The organism is Maribacter sp. LLG6340-A2 (genome assembly GCF_045057105.1).
In the GTDB taxonomy this organism is placed as follows: Bacteria; Bacteroidota; Bacteroidia; order Flavobacteriales; family Flavobacteriaceae; genus Maribacter.
On sequence record NZ_CP159332.1, the window covers coordinates 3,998,606 to 4,016,837 of the forward strand.

At 35.6% G+C, this 18,232-nt stretch carries 18 protein-coding genes; 11 read left to right on the forward strand and 7 right to left on the reverse strand.

Annotated features, from left to right (window positions below):
• The first annotated feature begins 87 nt into the window (after positions 1–87).
• Entirely contained in the window at positions 88–2,217 is a 2,130-nt protein-coding gene (locus tag ABVM52_RS16890; RefSeq protein ID WP_405382246.1) for a catalase, read from the forward strand.
• 60 nt (positions 2,218–2,277) lie between these two features.
• Here the strand turns inward: ABVM52_RS16890 and ABVM52_RS16895 are convergent, their stop codons facing one another.
• Positions 2,278–4,320: an ATP-binding protein gene (locus ABVM52_RS16895; RefSeq protein WP_405382247.1), complete on the reverse strand. Its 2,043-nt coding sequence runs from the start codon at positions 4,318–4,320 to the stop codon at positions 2,278–2,280.
• Positions 4,321–4,594: 274 nt separating this feature from the next.
• Between ABVM52_RS16895 and ABVM52_RS16900 the strand changes: the two genes are divergently transcribed.
• Positions 4,595–5,233 (forward strand): fasciclin domain-containing protein, encoded by a 639-nt coding sequence (locus tag ABVM52_RS16900; protein WP_405382248.1) that lies wholly within the window; start codon positions 4,595–4,597, stop codon positions 5,231–5,233.
• Positions 5,234–5,329: 96 nt separating this feature from the next.
• On the opposite strand, the gene ABVM52_RS16905 is transcribed toward ABVM52_RS16900, so the two are convergent.
• Positions 5,330–6,136 (reverse strand): phytanoyl-CoA dioxygenase family protein, encoded by an 807-nt coding sequence (locus ABVM52_RS16905; protein WP_405382249.1) that lies wholly within the window; start codon positions 6,134–6,136, stop codon positions 5,330–5,332.
• Positions 6,137–6,265: 129 nt separating this feature from the next.
• On the opposite strand from ABVM52_RS16905, the gene ABVM52_RS16910 reads away from it, so the two are divergent.
• Complete coding sequence (locus tag ABVM52_RS16910; protein WP_405382250.1) at positions 6,266–7,114, forward strand: AraC family transcriptional regulator; 849 nt, start codon at positions 6,266–6,268, stop codon at positions 7,112–7,114.
• Here the strand turns inward: ABVM52_RS16910 and ABVM52_RS16915 are convergent.
• The 3 genes from ABVM52_RS16915 to ABVM52_RS16925 all read right to left on the reverse strand — a co-directional run bounded on the left by ABVM52_RS16915 (position 7,111) and on the right by ABVM52_RS16925 (position 9,552).
• Positions 7,111–7,659: a DUF4494 domain-containing protein gene (locus ABVM52_RS16915; RefSeq protein WP_405382251.1), complete on the reverse strand. Its 549-nt coding sequence runs from the start codon at positions 7,657–7,659 to the stop codon at positions 7,111–7,113. The genes ABVM52_RS16910 and ABVM52_RS16915 overlap by 4 nt on opposite strands.
• 155 nt (positions 7,660–7,814) lie before the next feature.
• Complete coding sequence (locus ABVM52_RS16920) at positions 7,815–8,489, reverse strand: LytR/AlgR family response regulator transcription factor (protein ID WP_405382252.1); 675 nt, start codon at positions 8,487–8,489, stop codon at positions 7,815–7,817.
• Positions 8,482–9,552: a sensor histidine kinase gene (locus tag ABVM52_RS16925; protein WP_405382253.1), complete on the reverse strand. Its 1,071-nt coding sequence runs from the start codon at positions 9,550–9,552 to the stop codon at positions 8,482–8,484. The genes ABVM52_RS16920 and ABVM52_RS16925 overlap by 8 nt, the downstream gene beginning before the upstream one ends.
• A gap of 191 nt (positions 9,553–9,743) precedes the next feature.
• Between ABVM52_RS16925 and ABVM52_RS16930 the strand changes: the two genes are divergently transcribed.
• From ABVM52_RS16930 to ABVM52_RS16965, 8 genes are all read left to right on the forward strand, one after another.
• Entirely contained in the window at positions 9,744–10,025 is a 282-nt protein-coding gene (locus ABVM52_RS16930; protein WP_405382254.1) for an EF-hand domain-containing protein, read from the forward strand.
• 168 nt (positions 10,026–10,193) lie between these two features.
• Positions 10,194–10,976 (forward strand): YHYH protein, encoded by a 783-nt coding sequence (locus ABVM52_RS16935; RefSeq protein WP_405382255.1) that lies wholly within the window; start codon positions 10,194–10,196, stop codon positions 10,974–10,976.
• A gap of 3 nt (positions 10,977–10,979) precedes the next feature.
• Entirely contained in the window at positions 10,980–11,600 is a 621-nt protein-coding gene (locus ABVM52_RS16940) for a toxin-antitoxin system YwqK family antitoxin (RefSeq protein WP_405382256.1), read from the forward strand.
• Positions 11,597–12,271 (forward strand): SCO family protein, encoded by a 675-nt coding sequence (locus tag ABVM52_RS16945; RefSeq protein ID WP_405382257.1) that lies wholly within the window; start codon positions 11,597–11,599, stop codon positions 12,269–12,271. Before ABVM52_RS16940 ends, ABVM52_RS16945 begins: the two co-directional genes overlap by 4 nt.
• A 187-nt stretch (positions 12,272–12,458) precedes the next feature.
• Positions 12,459–13,529: a nickel-binding protein gene (locus ABVM52_RS16950; protein ID WP_405382258.1), complete on the forward strand. Its 1,071-nt coding sequence runs from the start codon at positions 12,459–12,461 to the stop codon at positions 13,527–13,529.
• A 115-nt stretch (positions 13,530–13,644) separates the two neighbouring features.
• Positions 13,645–14,421, forward strand: a complete 777-nt coding sequence (gene mddA, locus ABVM52_RS16955; RefSeq protein ID WP_405382259.1) for a methanethiol S-methyltransferase — start codon at positions 13,645–13,647, stop codon at positions 14,419–14,421.
• Between the two features lie 21 nt (positions 14,422–14,442).
• The gene (locus ABVM52_RS16960; RefSeq protein WP_405382260.1) at positions 14,443–15,834 is read left to right on the forward strand and encodes an FAD-binding oxidoreductase; all 1,392 of its coding nucleotides are present in this window, start codon (positions 14,443–14,445) and stop codon (positions 15,832–15,834) included.
• A 23-nt stretch (positions 15,835–15,857) separates the two neighbouring features.
• Positions 15,858–16,400, forward strand: a complete 543-nt coding sequence (locus tag ABVM52_RS16965) for a dihydrofolate reductase family protein (RefSeq protein WP_405382261.1) — start codon at positions 15,858–15,860, stop codon at positions 16,398–16,400.
• A 72-nt stretch (positions 16,401–16,472) separates the two neighbouring features.
• On the opposite strand, the gene ABVM52_RS16970 is transcribed toward ABVM52_RS16965, so the two are convergent.
• Both ABVM52_RS16970 and ABVM52_RS16975 read right to left on the reverse strand, forming a co-directional pair.
• A complete protein-coding gene (locus ABVM52_RS16970; protein WP_405382262.1) occupies positions 16,473–17,150 on the reverse strand; it encodes a type 1 glutamine amidotransferase domain-containing protein in 678 nt (225 codons plus the stop codon).
• Between the two features lie 40 nt (positions 17,151–17,190).
• A complete protein-coding gene (locus ABVM52_RS16975; protein ID WP_405382263.1) occupies positions 17,191–18,189 on the reverse strand; it encodes an NADP-dependent oxidoreductase in 999 nt (332 codons plus the stop codon).
• Positions 18,190–18,232: the final 43 nt, after the last annotated feature.

The following is an 18,232-nucleotide window of genomic DNA, read 5'->3' on the forward strand; positions in this document are numbered from 1 at the left end:
ATGAGCATGTTTTATAGTTGAAACAGCAAAAGCTCGTCTGATTTTACCGCTAGTTTTAGACTCGGTTAAAACAAACAATCTTACACTATGAAAAATAAAGAATCAGCATCAAAAAAAATACAGGATCTTGAGCAGAATAAAAAAGATATGAAAAACAAACCTTTGACTACTAACCAAGGGTTAAAGGTGAACGATACCAACAACAGCTTAAAATCTGGAGAACGTGGATCTACCTTATTAGAGGACTTTCTATTAAGGGAGAAAATTACAAGTTTTGATCATGAACGTATTCCAGAACGTATAGTACACGCCAGAGGTAGTGCCGCCCACGGTTATTTTGAGCTGTACGAAAGTATAGAGGAATACAGTAAGGCAGGAATTTTTACGGATACCGCTAGAAAAACACCGGTTTTCGTACGTTTTTCAACAGTGGCCGGTTCTAAAGGGTCGCCAGATCTTGCAAGGGATGTTAGGGGGTTTGCAGTAAAATTCTATACGGAAGAAGGAACTTGGGACCTTGTTGGTAACAACATGCCAATATTCTTTATTCAAGATGCAATGAAGTTCCCAGACCTTATCCATTCCGTTAAACCGGAACCAAATAAGGAAATTCCACAAGCGGCCTCTGCTCATGATACATTTTATGACTTCGTCTCTTTGGCCACGGAAACCTTGCACAACCATATTTGGGTCATGAGCGACCGTGCCATTCCTAGAAGTTACCGTATGATGGAAGGTTTTGGTATACATACCTTTAGACTGATCAATGACAAAGGAGAAGCCCATTTTGTTAAATTTCATTGGAAACCAACCTTGGGTGTACACTCCGTAACTTGGGACGAGGCAGTTAAGATCAACGGTGCCGATCCTGATTTTCATAGAAGGGATTTATGGGACGCTATTGAAGCCGGACAATATCCTGAATGGGAATTGGGTATACAAGTGGTTCCGGAAAAAGATGAACATAAGTTTGACTTTGACCTGCTAGATCCTACTAAATTAATACCGGAAGAAATGGTTCCCGTTAAAATTATAGGAAAAATGACATTGAACAGAAATCCGGATAATTTCTTTGCGGAAACGGAGCAAGTGGCATTTTTACCGGGACATATTGTTCCTGGTATCGATTTCACGAACGATCCTTTGTTACAAGGTAGGTTATTTTCTTACCGTGATACTCAATTGTCCAGATTAGGAAGTCCAAACTTTCATCAGATTCCTATTAATAGACCTGTCGTTGAAACACATAACAACCAACGAGATGCTCATATGCAAATGGAAATACCAAAAGGACAAACCGCCTATTTCCCCAATAGCTTAAGTGGTGGTTGCCCACATCTATCAAAAATGGCAGAAGGCGGATTCCATTCTTATGAAGAGCGAATCGATGCTAAAAAAATACGTACAAGAAGCGAAAGTTTTAGCGACCATTTTTCACAACCGGCTTTGTTTTATAGAAGTTTAGCAGATTGGGAAAAAGAACATGTTGCCGCTGCGTATACATTTGAACTGGGCAAATGTAATCACGACCATATTAAAGAACGTATGCTTTGGATTATTGCCCAGATTGATGATGATTTAGCCGATAAAGTTGCTGAAGGTTTAGGAATGGATATACCTAAGGATATAGAAAGACCTATTAACCAGGCCATTGGTGCAGATGCCGATGCGGACAAACACCAACCGGGTGCTAAGAAAAATTACTTGGATAAATCTGAAGCACTAAGTATGGCCAATACTAAATTTGATAGTATAGCTACAAGGCAAATTGCCGTTTTGGCCGCAGATGGGTTTAGTATGAAAAATTTTAAATCCATGTCAGAGACATTGGATAAGGAAGGTGCCATGGTAAAAATTGTAGCCCCACATGGAGGTACCATAACTTGCGGTGAAGGTATGAAACACAAAGTTGATGCTGCCATTGCAACCACTGAAAGTGTATTGTTTGACGCCATCTATATTCCAGGGGGCGAAAAATCAGTCAATGCTATTATGGACAATGGTAAGTTCATCAAATTCATTAATGAAAGCTTTAAATATTGTAAGGCCATTGCTACTGATGATGAAGGAGAAAATGTATTGGACAATACCTTTGTAAAAGAGCATAAAAATGATGATGCTGTTCATATCAATGATGAACCATCAAATTTTGTAAAAAGCATTGCCAAGCACAGAAATTGGGAAAGACGCACATTGGTAGATAAAATTCCCGTGTAATTAAATGGTTATATATGGGACAAATCCACTGAAACCTTATGGTTTTGGTGGATTTTTTATTTAAATGGCCTTTCTCAACTTTATATTCTTTTTAGGAACGGTAAAATATATTGTAGATCCCTTATCTATAACACTATTTATCCAAATTCTACCACCATTTATTTCTACCATTTCCTTACATAAAAAAAGTCCTATTCCTGTACCTTTTTCATTGTTGGTGCCATAGGTAGATTCGTAATTGTTCTTATTGAATAAATTATGCTGTTTTTCTGCAGACATACCTACGCCATTATCCTTTACGGAAAGTACCAATTCTTCATCCCGTTCCATCGCGTTAATGGTAATTTCTCCATTTTTATGGGTAAATTTTATTGCGTTGCCAATAAGGTTACGCAGTACAATATCAACATTTGCATTATCACTATAACTAACCAAATTCTTTTGCGCCACAGTACTGATTTTTATAGCTTTCTTATCTGCCAAAGGTTTTAAAAGGCGTATATTATTTTCAATTAAATCATTGATACTAATATTTTTCGGCTCGGGCTTGGCGCCATTAATTTGCGTTTTGCCCCAAACCAAAAGGTTATCCAACATATCTGCTATTGCACTTAAATCCTGTAATGCCACAGGTAAAAATTTATCTGTTTCTTCCTTGGTCATTTGACCGTGCACATAGAATTGCATAAGTCCGTGAAAAGAATGTATTGGCCCCCTTAAATCATGTGCGATTAATGAAAATAACTTATCCTTGGTGTTATTACTCTCCTTGAGCTGTAATTCCCTATTAACCAATATTTCCTGTTTTTTACGTAAAATACCATTAAATCTCCCTTGTATTTTAAAATTTCTATAAATAAGGGCCAGCATGACAATCAATATCAATAGGCCTGCCAAGGCTAAATAGGTCAATGTTTGCTGACTTGCGAGTTCTCTATTTTTTTCATCAACAATCTGTTTTTTCTGAGCTTCAAAGTTCTGATAGCTACGGAGCATTGCCAAACCTTTTTTAAAATTTTCAGTACCAATTTTATCGGAAAGCGCCACATACTGATCTTGATAGTTCAAGGACATTTTAAAATTTCCCTTTTCTCTATTGATATGGGAGAGCATTTTTGCCGACATCATCAAAACTTCCGGGTAGCGTGTCATACTAGCCGCCTTATAGGTTTTTAAAGCATAATGCTCTGCCGAATCTATTTGACCTAAACCTATATAAGCCTCGGCCAAACCGTTATTCGTAATAATTGTTCCACGAAAGTAATCCAGATCCTTACAAAGCAAATTACTTTCCATAAACCATTCCAAGGCATCTTTATACTTTTTCTTTTCTAAGGCAATGATTCCCTTTACTTCATAACAAAAGGAAAGCCAATCCATTTGATCTTCTTCAATAAATATGGGTATCGCCTTTTTTAAAGCATTTTCGGCTTCTTCAAATTGATGTAAGAAAGCATAGGCATAACTCTTATTACTCAACGTTTTAGCCATTGTAAATTTATTCTTACCATTTTCACTAATACGAAGGGAATAGTCATTAAATACCAAAGCAGTTTCAAAATCTTTTAACCCAGTATACATAACGGCTATATTATCATATAAAATGGGTAGCATTTTGTTATCCTGGATTTTCTTACCAAGTTCTATACCTTCCAAATAATACTCTAACGCCTTGTCAACTTCACCTTTTATGGAAAGGTTGGTTGCATAATTATTTAAAACATTGATTTTTAAATTCGTATATGAATATTCATCAGCTAAATCAATAGCTTTTTCGTAATATTCTTTATACTTTATATCATTGTCTATTTGAGCATAATAATCTCCTAAATTTAAATATGCAAAACCCTCTCCTTTTTTGTAATTGCCTTTCTTGCTTAGTTTTAATCCCTGGTTAGACAGTAAGAACATACTATCAACATTCTTATATTTATACGCCTTTGCCAGGTCCATCAATACATCAATATAAGCCGGACTTTCTGGATTAAAACCTTTTTCAGCTTTTAACTCCTCTATTTGGGTAAGTATTTTCTGTGTTGATTGTGAAAAACAGGAGGTAAGTAAGAATATTTGAACTACTACGAACAGCAGATACTTTTGCAAAAAACATGGGAATGTAAAAAACTTCATTGCAATTAGGGGAATTACAAAATAAATATAGCGCCTTAATCTTTATTATCGCAATTTATGTTGTGAAAGCTTAATATATGTGTGTATTTTCTTACTATAGATTGTTTTGATACCCTTTTCTTAATATTCATTTAACTAATATAACCATTGTTTAACTAAACATTAGCACAACATCTTTTCTTTTTGCAAACCGTTGTAAAAGTTCTTACGTATTTATTATGATAATAAAATCTAAAAACAAGAAATTATGATATTTAAAAATTTAAAGTATATCGTTTGTTTAAGTATGGTATTGTTTGCGTTGAACTCTTGTAAAGATCAAGCCAAGATAGATGCCGAAAAGAAAGAAATGGAAAATAGTATAGCCATGGACGAAGCTAAAATCAAGGCAGATGCCGAAAAGGCCAAATTAGAAGCCAAGAAAAAAGAAATGAAGGCAACTAGTATTGCAGGTATAGCGGATAAGAATGAAGAGCTTTCAACTTTATTATCTGCCGTAAAGGCCGCAAATTTGGAGACCATGTTATCTGAACCCGGTAATTATACCGTATTTGCACCTTCTAACAACGCATTTGAGAAATTGCCCAAAAATATGTCGATTGCTGAATTGGGAAAGGCTGAAAATAAGGAGCTTTTGACAAAAGTGTTGCAATACCATGTGGTTTCCGGAAAAATTACATCAGATAAATTAGTAGACGCCATTAAAGGAGCAAACGGAAAATACGCTTTTGAAACAGTAAGTGGCAATGAAATTACTGCCAGTATGAAAAATGACAAGATTATCTTAAAAGATGAAAAAGGGAATAAAAGTGAAATTGTTCTAGGTAACGTAAATGCCTCTAACGGAATTATTCACATTATTAACGATGTGTTGATGACCAAATAAATTTCTTTAATTGTATAGTGAAAGAGGGCTAGTTAGCCCTCTTTTTTTTACTCTTTATCCACCCCATGACATTTACAAGTTCATTAAATTGCTTAATCAATATAAAAGGGGATTTAAAGGTGAATTAATGGTTTCTCCAATTTTGGCTCCCGGGCACCAGGTATCCCAATCATTTTGTTGTCCGTCATTGGTCGGTTTTTTTAATTTCATATCCTTATCCATATAGATGATCGTCATGACCTTACGTGTATTTTGGGTAGTATTTGCTCCAGCACGATGAAACACCCAACCGGAATGAAAACTTATTTCACCACAATCAAAAGGCTCTACAATATGTTTGAAATCAGTTACTTTAAGCCTGTTTTGGATGACTTTTTCACTTTCATCACTAATAGACAGTTCTCTACCTTCCATAATTTCATGGCTACCTGCGCTAAACTCCAAAGGCCCCATGGATAGTGGTGTGCTTTGTAGGGGAATCCATGCCGTGATCGTTTTATCAGATGCCAATGGCCAATAATATTGATCGGCATGCCAAGGGGTAATACCGCCACCTGCTTCTTTGAACAAAGCCTGATCATGATAAAGGCGCACCCCGTTAACTTGCATTAACCCAGCTGCAATTTGTGCAAGTCGCTTGGAAAATACCAAGGTTTTAATGGTCTCATCCTCTTGCCATAAATTAAACAACTGCATGAATGCCTTGCCATAGGTATCTCTTTTTTCTATTGGCTGTTTCTCTTTGGTTAATTCAGTTACTTTTTTTGTAATGACTTCATTATAAAACGAAATAGTTTCGGCATCAAATACCTGCTTTAATTTAATATAGCGATAGGTCTCATAAAAGTCTAAATGCTCTTGGGTAAGTGTATATTCCTGATTTAAAAGTGATGGTATTGTCATATAACTATTTTTTACTTCATAAAAATATCCTGATAAATACATTATATATTTTTCAATTTTACCTTAAACTATGCGTATATTACCATTATTATTATCGATATAATACATAATGAGACAAAATAAGTTTCTGTGAAGCCAATTATAGAAAAGATAGATTTAGTGGAAACGAATTCCTCTTTTCGTTTTTTTAAATTAAAAGAAGAACAGTTTATACCCTTTTGGCATTACCACCCAGAACTTGAAATTACTTTGATCACCAAGGGTAGTGGTACCCGTTTTGTAGGTAATAGTATACGTAACTTCAGTTCAAAAGACCTGGTGTTATTGGGGAGTAATTTACCCCATAATTACATTTCGCATAAAAATAATATTTCAGGAAAACAAGAAGCTTGCGTTTTACAATTTCCAAGCAATCTTTTTGAAACATTTAAAGAATGTGACCCTTTTAAAGCATTTTTCACCGATGCCGCCAGGGGAATTCAATTTATTCAACCAAGTCCATATCTCTTAGAAAAAATATGCTCTTTTGGTACCTTACCCAAAACAATGCAACCTGCTGCTTTATTAGATATTATACAGCAATTATTTGAAGATGAAAACAGGGTCTATTTATCGTCTTTATCGTATATACCAGAAATAGTATCCCATAAATCCAGGAGTAAAATAAAAATCATTACGAGCTATATTCTTGAAAATCTTGTAAATAAGTTAACCGTTCAAGATATGGCGTTAAAGGCAAACATGACGGGACCCTCTTTTTGTAGATGGTTTAAAAAAAGTACAGGCCACTCATTTATAACATTTTTAAATTTATCCAGAATAGAACTAGCCTGTATACATTTATCTACAACGGATAAACCTATACAGGCTATTGCTTTTGATTGCGGTTTTGAGAGCTTATCTCATTTTAACCGAACCTTTAAAAAACTTAAAGGATATAGTCCTAGGGAGTTCAGAACTTCCCTAAATGATGATTAAACGGTTACTTCTTTTTCGTTCAATTCATCTTTATTAACGTCTTCTACCGGTACGGAATCTTTTAGTTCCGTAAATTTTTGAATACGTTCCAGTTCATCTTCTTCTCCTGAAAAATATGGGAAAACATCCATTATTGGTGATTCTATAATGGCCGGTATGGTATAATCTCCCATAGTATCCTTCATTACGCTTACCGTATTATCGTAAGCCTCCTTTACGTCATTTGCCTGGACCAATAAATATTGATTGGTTTTTCTTTCCTTACCACTTTCCTCATCAAAGGCTATTAAGGATATTTTGGATTTGAACCACCTATCAGAATTTTCAAAAGGGTGTATTTCTGCGTAATTGGCAACCTTAATGTTAGTGATTTTTATTTCCTCACTATCACTTAAATAGGCGGACATTTCTTGCGTAATTCTACTTTCTGCTTCGGTATAGGAAATGGCATCAACCAAAAATGGCTCTGTCTTAACCTTAAGCATTCCGCTAGCTTCATCCAGTTTTCTATATTTAATCTTGCACTCATACCAAATTGCACTCATATCATGTTTTTTAGGGGAGGCAAATATAGGTCTTAGCCTTAGTTCACTTTGTAAAAAAAGGTATTAGATATTCACAATTTTCAACTGAAAAATATAACGCCTTTAGTATAAGTTACTTAGATAATTAATTAAAATAGCTCTTGAAAAGTAAGGTGTTAAAACACCTCTTTTTTTACATTCTCATAGTAAGAATCGCTTACCGGAATAGAAATATCCCCAAGCAGAACATCTCTACCTTTAAGACCCGTTACCCTATTTTTATTGATAATGTAGGACCTGTGTACCCTAATAAAATGAGTACTTGGCAATTCTTGTTCTAATGTTTTTAAACGTTGATTGCTCATTATTTTTTTGTCCGATAGGTGAAACGTAACATATTCACTATCACTTTCTACATAAATGATATCTGTAAATTTTACTTTGTGAAGGTCATAACCTGATTTTATGGTGAACCATTCAGAAACGGTTTTGTTTTCTATATCCTTGACTTTGTTTACTGCTGTTAAGAATCGCTCAAATGTTATTGGTTTTAAGAGATAATCCAACGCATTTAATTCATAACCTTCCAATGCATATTCTGAATATGCGGTGGTAAAAATTATCTTGGTAGTATTACGGACCATCTTTGCAAAGGACGTTCCTTTTAACTCTGGCATTTGAATATCCAAAAAAAGCAAATCTATGGTCTGCTCTTTCATTATTTGCATGGCCTCAAGGGGACTCTCTACCGATCCTACAAGATGTAAAAAATCAAGTTTGTCCACATAGGAAATGATCAAGCTACGGGCCAATTCCTCATCATCTACTACCAAGCAATTTATTTTATGCATTTAATTGAAGTTTTAAGTTCACTTTAAACGATTCTGGCGTATCCTCTATCTTTAAGAGATGCCGGTTAGGATAAAGGATAGCCAATCTTTTTTTTACATTGTCAATTCCAATTCCACCAACACCATCGGTAACCAGTGGTGAATTAGGCTTGCTATTTTCTATTTCAAAATTCACCTGATTTTTATCGGCGGTCAAGGAAATACGAATAAAAGTACCTGTAATTTTTTCAATGTTGCTATGTTTTAAGGCATTTTCCAAGAACGGTATCAGCAACATAGGCGCTATGGGTACTTGTGCATCCTCTGCATGAAATTGGGTGGTTATAGGGTAGGACTTACTACTCTTCAAGGAAAAAAGTTGAAGGTAGTTCTTTATGTAATCCATTTCCTTATAGAGCGGCACTATCTCTTGCTCACATTCATAAAGAACATACCGCAACATATCTGAAAGATAACTAATACTTTCTTGGGTTTTACCGGCATCTATAGCTGATAGTGCGTAGATATTGTTCAAAGAATTAAACAAGAAATGTGGATTAATCTGTGATTTTAAAAATTTAAGTTCGGTTTGTAAATTTTCATTTCTGTTCTTTATAATTTCTTCTTCCTTACGCTGAGCAAACAAGAATATTTCTACCAAAGTGGCCACTACACAAGCTATGGAAATCAATAATAGATTGATGAAAAATTTGGATGGTGGCCTTCTAATAGCATTTAAAGGTGGCCTACTATCCGCGTTGCGAGATAATCCGGGACCGGGACCGGGACCTGGGCCAGGACCAAATCCCGGACCAATATTTGGTACTTGGGTAAATTGGGTCAGCAAAAGGGTTACCACAATTACGGTTACTACAAGCGCAATTGAAAATAACAAGTATTTTTTCTTAAGTAATAAATGGGGTATTGCAAAATAAATCAACAGTGCAATGGCAAATAATTGAAAAATCAATGAGAGCCAATTTTCTCTCATAAAATCTAATTCACCACCATTAAATAACCATGCGGTTGCCCAAATGAATACCCACAATACCCCATGAAAAATAAAATTTTTATGTCGCTTCATGCTGCAAATAAAAGATATAAAAATTTAAACTAACGTCATTATCAGCCTTTTATAACCGTGGTAATTAAGTATTCACCCTATAAAAAAACCCATTCACTTAAAATTAACCGGTATACACTTAAAATCGTCATTTTGCATTGAGGATTCTTTCATCTTTGTGGTTCACATATCAATATTAAAAATAAAAAGACATGAAACTTATTACATTAAAAACTGGCTTATTGTTCACCTTAATGATCGCTTTAGGAACCCTGGCCGCCAATGCACAATCTAAAGGAGAACGTAGAGAACCACCCACTTTTAAAGAACTTTTAGAGCAGATGGACAAAAATGAGGATGGCCAACTTGCAAAAGACGAAGTGAAGGGTCCTCTACAAAACGGTTTTGATAAAATTGACCTTGATAAGGATGGTTTTATTACCGAAGAAGAATTGGAAAAAGCCCCTAAACCTAAGGGAAGACCTAGAAACTAAATTGCTTCTTCAAAAGAACAGCGGGTTTATAAAATTCTAAGAAGTTCTTTAAAAATCTAACATAAAAGAATTTTAAAAATTAAGAAGTGCCCATGAAAGCATTATGCACAAATACCAATATCAATAGTGTAGTCCTTAAATATCATATGAATTTTAATAAAAAGTAACATGAAAAAGAATCTGATAAAAAATATTGCGCCGCTTTCCATTCTGGTTTGTTTGCCGCTCATCTCCTTCATTGCATGTAGTAGTGATAGTATTGATGATACCACCTTAGAAGAAATGAATGAAAACGACGAAGATGAACCCGTGGTAACACAGCTGCATGCGGCATATAGTGCGTTCAACACAGATGCGGTCACCGTTTATTTGGATGGTTCTGAGGTGGTCATAGAAACTACCGGTCTACCTAACCATGAAACCGTGTATTGGGGAGAAGGCAATACCCTTTACAAGGAGGAACCTGATGTAGCCCGTACACCAAGTATCATGTCCAGCAACAATAATGCGACTACTATAAGGGTCGATGCTACTCCAAATTTATCTGGCAGTACGGTTTCAACCAATTTTAATACTATTGGTATTGCGGTTAGCGGAGCATCCATTTTTAACGATCAAGAAGGTGGTGGTCCATTAGACCAAGCTGCCGCAAGCTTAGATTGGACAGGCGCTCATATAGGTCCGGGGGTATATCACTATCACCTAGAGCCCAAAGCTTTTACAGATGATGACGAAAACCTTGTGGGTATATTGTTGGACGGAGTGTTCCTATATGGTCGTAAATGCAGCTCAACAGGGGAATATCCAACAAATTTAGATACTTCTGGCGGGCATACTTCTACAACCCAATATACTGATGGTGAAGAAGAATATCACTACCACATCATAAACGAAGTATATTCAACCACTGGGTCTTATTTAGCATTTGCAGGGCCCTACCAAGGATATTAAAATATGAAAAAGTTCCATTTCCATACTATTTGTTTTATAATAATTTTTCAAGTTGGTTGTAAAAATACAACTGAGCCTAAAGCATTGATTGATGAACCAATAATGATCAAGCAAGAAACCAAGTTTAAAGAAGAATTAAAGCTAAATCAATTAGAAGGTACTTGGTATTACAAAAACTCACCTTATGATGGTTATGCTTTAACCTTACATGAAAATGGTTCTTTGGCGGAAAAGGTGGGTTTTGTAAATGGAAAGAGAGAAGGAGTTGCCAAAAGATGGTCAGCTAATGAAGTACTCCGAGTTGAATACCATTATAAAAACAATCGCCTTGAAGGTTCTTTTAAAACTTGGTGGGAAAATGGACAACTAGCACAAAAGGCCAACTATGTCAATGGTAAGATGCACGGTATAGAGAAAAAATGGTATGCAGACGGCCAATTGGCAAAAGAAAGACAATTGGTCAACGGTAGGGAAGAGGGCCAACAAAAAGCTTGGCTACAAAACGGTACTTTGTATGTCAATTATGAAGCTAAAAACGGACGCATATTTGGTTTGCGAAGAGCAAATTCTTGCTACCAATTAGAAGATGAAGTTGTGGTTAGATCAGAAAACGAAACATTATGAAAAAGACCATATTTTATATAGCTACCTTAATGCTTTTTTCTGCTTGCAAACAGACCGTTAAAAAGGAGAATATACAAGTGACCGAAACAAGTAGGGTTGCATATTTACCCTATTATAACGATGCGTCTTTTACGCCACATTGGTTGACCCCAAATTCTAAGGAAGAAAAACAATTTCATAAAATTCCCGATTTTAAACTGGTTAATCAGCTAGGGGATACCTTAACCCAAAAATCATTTGAAAATAAAGTTTATATAACGGACTTCTTTTTTACTACTTGCCCAGGAATTTGTTTAAAAATGACAAATAATATGACCAAGGTACAAGAGGCATTCTTAGACAACCCTGAGGTTGCAATTTTATCGCACTCCGTAACCCCGTCAATCGATTCCGTTTCTGTATTGAAGACATATGCTGAAAAGAACGGAGTTATTGATTCTAAATGGCACTTGGTGACCGGTGATAAAACTGAAATTTACAACTTGGGAAGAAATGAATATTTTGTGGAAAACAACTTAGGTATTCCAAAGGATATCAATGACTTCTTACATACTGAAAACTTTCTGCTAATTGATAAAAACAAGCATATACGAGGTATTTATAACGGACTCAACCGGGCTTCTATAGCACAATTGATAACGGATACTGAGGCTTTACTAAACGAAATGTAACTACCCAGCTAAACGTTTTACCATTTAATTCATGTGAGAATATCTATTTTCAAGAGCTATTTTGCAGGTAAATATTGAATTACAGATAATTAAGTACCTATCACCTATAAAAAAACCTTACATTTATAAGGCTTACAAAACATAATCCTCCGGTTTTTACGAGCAATAACCTTGTAAAACTTACCAAATGCCCATATATATGGATAGGCACGATGTGTCTAAAGGAGTAACCGCTGAGGATGTAGCCGAACTACACAACCAAGATTTAACTATACAGCACAAATATTGCTGTAAAGGTCTTAGCTATTGGTTTGATGAAGATAGAAGTACAGCTTTCTGCCTAGTTGAAGCACCAAGTAAAGAAGCTATTGTTGAAATGCACACCAAAGCACATGGCGATGTACCCAATACCATTATTGAGGTAGATGCCAGCATTGTTGAATCTTTTTTAGGACGTATTGAAGATCCTAGTAAATCACAAAAGAAAGAGCTAAATATTGTTAATAATCCTGGGTTCAGGATTTTGGCTGTTCTTAAATTTATGGATGGTCAACATTCCACTTCTCCAAAAAAAGAAATCTTGGAGCAATTACATACTATCATAGAAAATTTTGAAGGTCGACTTATTGATAGTTATAATGAATATCTGTTGATATCATTTACATCTACCACCAAAGCTTTAAACGGTATATTAGAATTAAAAGATTGTTATCAGTCAATAAAAACAGATACACAACAAATTCGGATAGGTGTTGGTGCAGGCGTTCCTGTTACACAAAATCATGGGTTCTTTGAAGAAACGATTAAAACCGCCAAACGTTTAACCGATATTCAACATTCACACATCATAATAACTACAGAAGTCAAAGAGTTGTATGAAAGTGAAAATCAGAACAAAAAATTAAATCCAACTTTATTTAAAACCCTTCTTTTCCAAGAAGAAGAGTTTTTAAACAATGTAATGAATTATTTAGATAGCGAATGGCAAAACCCCAATTTAGGAGTAGACGATTTCTGTTCTCATTTGGGACTGAGCACTTCGCAATTATACCGCAAAACCAAAAGTCTATTACAGACTTCCACTAATAATTTAATTCAAAGGCATCGTTTAAAAGAGGCCATTAAACTTTTGCTAAAAAAGGACCTTAATATTTCTGAAGTAGCTTTTGAAACGGGTTTTAATAGTGCTGCGTACTTTACAAAATGTTTTCAAAAGGAATATAAAATGCTGCCATCTAGCTACTTAAAGAGTAATTAGATAAAACTTCTGTTCTTTTTTAGTGAACGAAATGTTATAGGGTTTGGTTGAAATGTAGAATTATCAATGAAAAAGCATGGCTAGTTTTGGAATATATAACCAAAACAATAATGTCATGAAAAAATTCATCATCCTCATTTACGGTATTCTAGCTTACATCATTTTTTTAATCGCATTTCTATATGCCATTGGTTTCGTCAATAATTTATGGGTGCCAAAAAGCATAGATTCTGGTATTGAAATAGATACCATTTATGCTTTATTAATAAATATTGCTTTGCTTAGTGTTTTTGCTTTGCAACATAGTATCATGGCAAGACCGGCTTTTAAGAACTGGTGGTTTAAAATAATTGGTAAAGCGGCAGAACGGAGTACCTATATTCTTTTATCCAGTTTGGCACTTATACTTATTTATTGGCAATGGCAGCCTATGACCACTATAGTATGGTCTGTTGATAATGTAATCTTGGCTACGATTGTACAAGGTGTATATTTTATGAGTTGGTTAATTGTTTTATTGTCCACATTTATGATCAGCCACTTTGAACTTTTTGGTCTTACCCAGATTGTGGACAATTTAAAAAACAAGGTTACAAAAGAACCTTCATTTAGAGTAAATTATTTTTATGGATTGGTACGTCACCCAATAATGTTAGGATTTATAATTGCTTTTTGGGCTACACCTACAATGACCATAGGCCATCTCTTATTTGCTGCAGTAACAACTAGTTATATTCTGGTTGCCGTGAAATTCCTAGAAGAAAAAGACCTTAAAAAAGCACTGGGCAAGACCTATGAGGAATACCAAAAAAAGGTACCTATGATTATTCCGTTCACAAAAATTTCCAATAATAATACTATTGAACCAAAAGGTCTAAATAGTGGACTTTAATACCAATCTAAAATTTAAATTATGAAAATAGAAACACAATCCTTTACAGATAAATTAGTTGAAAACTTACGCAACTTAACCAAGGCTACAATTATAACACCAACGGACCAGGACTATAATATTCAGCGCAAAGTATATAATGCAATGATAGATAAGCAGCCTGGGGCTATAGTCATTTGCACCAATACTACAGAAGTACAAACCGCTATCAATTTTGCTCGAGAAAATAATGTCCTTCTTGCTATAAGAGGTGGCGGACATAATGGTGGCGGATTAGGTTTATGTGATGATGGTATGGTCATTGATCTATCGGGTTTAAAATCCATCACCATAAATACTGAAAACAATACCGTAAAAGTAGGCGGTGGTTGTATTTGGAACGAGGTAGATAATGCTACACATGAATATGGACTGGCAATACCCTCTGGTATGGTATCAAGCACCGGTGTTGGTGGTCTTACCCTTGGTGGTGGTGTAGGCTATCTTTCTCGAAAATATGGCCTTACCATTGATAATCTTTTAGAAGCTGAAATGATCCTGGCAGATGGGTCTATTGTTATAACCAATAAGGATCAACACCCCGACCTTTTTTGGGCTATTCGTGGTGGTGGTGGCAATTTTGGGGTAGTAACCGAATTTACTTTTCAAGCACACAAACAAAAAATGGTCTATGGCGGACCAACATTATGGCCCATAGAACAGACTGAAGAAATTATGGGGTGGTTTGATGGTTTTATAAAAACCGCCCCAGATGATATTAATGGGTTTATAGCCACTATGGTCATTCCGGAATCTCCATTTCCCGAGCATCTTCATAATAAGAAATTTTGCGCCATTGTTTGGTGCTATACAGGGGCTATGGATCAAATGGAAGAAACTTTTACTCCTATTTTGGATAAAAAACCGTTGTTTGCCCATACAGGGGAAATGCCTTACCCAGCGCTGCAAGCTATGTTCGATGGACTGTTTCCTACTGGAATGCAATGGTATTGGAGAGCTGACTTCTTCAATTCACTGACCCCTGAAATAAGTGCCCAGCATTTAAAATTTGGTTCTAAAATACCTACTCCTTTATCACAAATGCATTTATACCCCATTTCTGGCGCAGCAAGCAGAGTAGGTGCCACGGACACCCCGTGGGCATATCGTGACGCCGAATATTGTGGTGTGTATGTTGGTGTAGACCCTGACCCAAAAAATGCCGATAAAATTACCAATTGGTGTAAAGATTATTATAACGCACTGCACCCATACTCGGCTGGCGGAGCGTATTCGAATTTTATGATGGATGAAGGTCAAGAGCGAATTAAAGCAAGCTATAAACGGAATTATGAGCGACTAACCAAAATAAAATATCTATATGACCCCAATAATTTTTTTAGAGTAAATCAGAATATCGCTCCTAAAGCGTAACTTACAGCTACAAAACAATGATAATGAAGAATATAGTGTATTACGTAGCTATTTCCATTGACGGATATATCTGTGGACTCGATGGTGATATCAGCGGATTTGTAGGTGAGGGTAGTGGGGTCACAAAATATATGTCAGATTTAAAGGGATTTGAAACTACGATCATGGGTAAAGACACCTATGAATTTGGATATGCCTACGGACTAAAACCTGGGCAGCCAGCGTATGCGCACATGCAGCATTATATTTTCTCTAAATCTTTACAGTTTGATAATAAAAGTAATCAAGTACATATTATTTCTGAATATGACTTAGATAAGATTAAAGAACTGAAACAAAACTCAACCACAGATATTTACTTATGTGGAGGTGGCGTTTTTGCCGGATGGCTTTTTGATAATCAACTTATAGACATCATTAAGGTAAAAATCAACCCCTTGATCTTAGGAGCTGGTATACGATTATTTGGGGAATCTACATCTGGTTATCAATTAGTACTCACAGACACCGAATCTTATGATGGCGGACTGGTATTTAATACGTATTCTTTAAATTATAATTCGTAATATTTTACAACAAAATAGTCCAGAAAACCAAACGGCTTTCTGGACTATTAACTAACAACCAAACTAAACTTCTTATTTCAGTGCTGCCAATAACTTCTCTGCCACCAACTCAGATGATGCAGGGTTTTGACCTGTAATTAAATTACCATCTTGTATGGCATAGGGCGCCCAATCTTCTTTTTTAGAATAAATTCCGCCACTTTCCTTTAACATATCCTCAACCAAGAAAGGAACAACGTTCGTTAATTGAACGGCTTCTTCCTCAGAATTGGTAAAACCGGTTACTTTTTTGCCTTTTACCAATTTTTCACCATCCGTACCAGATACTCTTTTTAAAGCTGCTGGTGCATGACATACAAAAGCAATAGGCTTCTTCTGCTCATTGAAAGTTTCAATAAGCTTCACCGATGTGGCATCATTGGCCAAATCCCATAATGGTCCATGTCCTCCTGGATAAAATACAGCATCAAAATCAGCTGCATCTACTTCTGCAAGGATTTTGGTAAAATTTATTAAATCCTGTGCTTCCGCATCATTTTTAAACCTGATCGTGTCTTTGGTTTGTGCGTCTTCCGTATCACTACTGGGATCTATGGGTGCTTTACCACCCAATGGCGTAGCTACTGTAATTTCCGCTCCTTTATCCAACAAACTATAATACGGCGCTGCAAATTCCTCTATCCAGAACCCTGTTTTTTTTCCTGTGTCTCCCAAAGAATCATGGGAAGTCAATACAAATAATATTTTCATTTTCTTTCTTTTTTATTTATTCATAATTAAAGTCTACCTATTAGACCTTTACTATCATTTTACCTTTTTTATTCCCTTTCATCATATCCAAAAATGCTTGTGGTGTATTTTTAAAACCTTCTACAATAGTTTCTTTATAGGTCAGTTTTTCCTCTCCTAACCAAGTGGATAATTGTTTCATTGCCTGCGGAAATTTATCGGCATAATTACGTACAATAAATCCTTGCATCAATGCACTGTTCTTTACTAAGAATGGTTGTACCGCAACCGCCATTGGTGTTTCGGTTTTGTTGTATACCGATATGGCTCCGCATATAATTATTCGTGCAAACTGATTGATGTTGAACAATACCGCATCAGATATGGGTCCTCCAACATTATCAAAATAAATATCAACTCCGTTAGGTGCAGCTTCTTCAATTGCCGCTTTCATATCTTCCGTAGTTTTGTAATTGATACCATGGTCAAAACCGAATTCCGATTTTAGCATCTCAATTTTTTCATCCGTCCCGGCTATACCAATAACATTAAGTCCAAGAATTTTTCCAATCTGGCCTACAACACTACCAACAGCGCCCGCAGCACCGGAAACTACCAAGGTTTCTCCCTTCTTAGGTTTCCCTATTTCATGAAGACCCAGGTATGCGGTCAAGCCTGTCATACCCACTATTCCCAAATAGGCACTTAAGGGAGCTTTACTTTTATCTACTTTTTGCAACCCTTCTCCATTTGAAATTTGTTGCTCTTTCCATTCCAATAATCCGGATACGAAATCACCTTTCTTATAATTTTCATTTTTAGAATCTAACACCTCTGCTACGATACCTGAACTTATGGGTTCCCCAACTTTAAATGGTGGTACGTAAGATTTAGCATCGCTCATTCTACCTCGTAAATATGGGTCTACTGATATATATTTAGCCTCTAATAATACTTCACCATCAGAGACATTTAATTCATTATCTAATTTTTCAATTGAAAAATCATCTAGGGTAGGGGTTCCTACCGGTCGCTGTTTTAAATTAATTGACTTACTCATAATTTATATACTAATTGTTATAAAAATTTCTAGTCGGAATTTG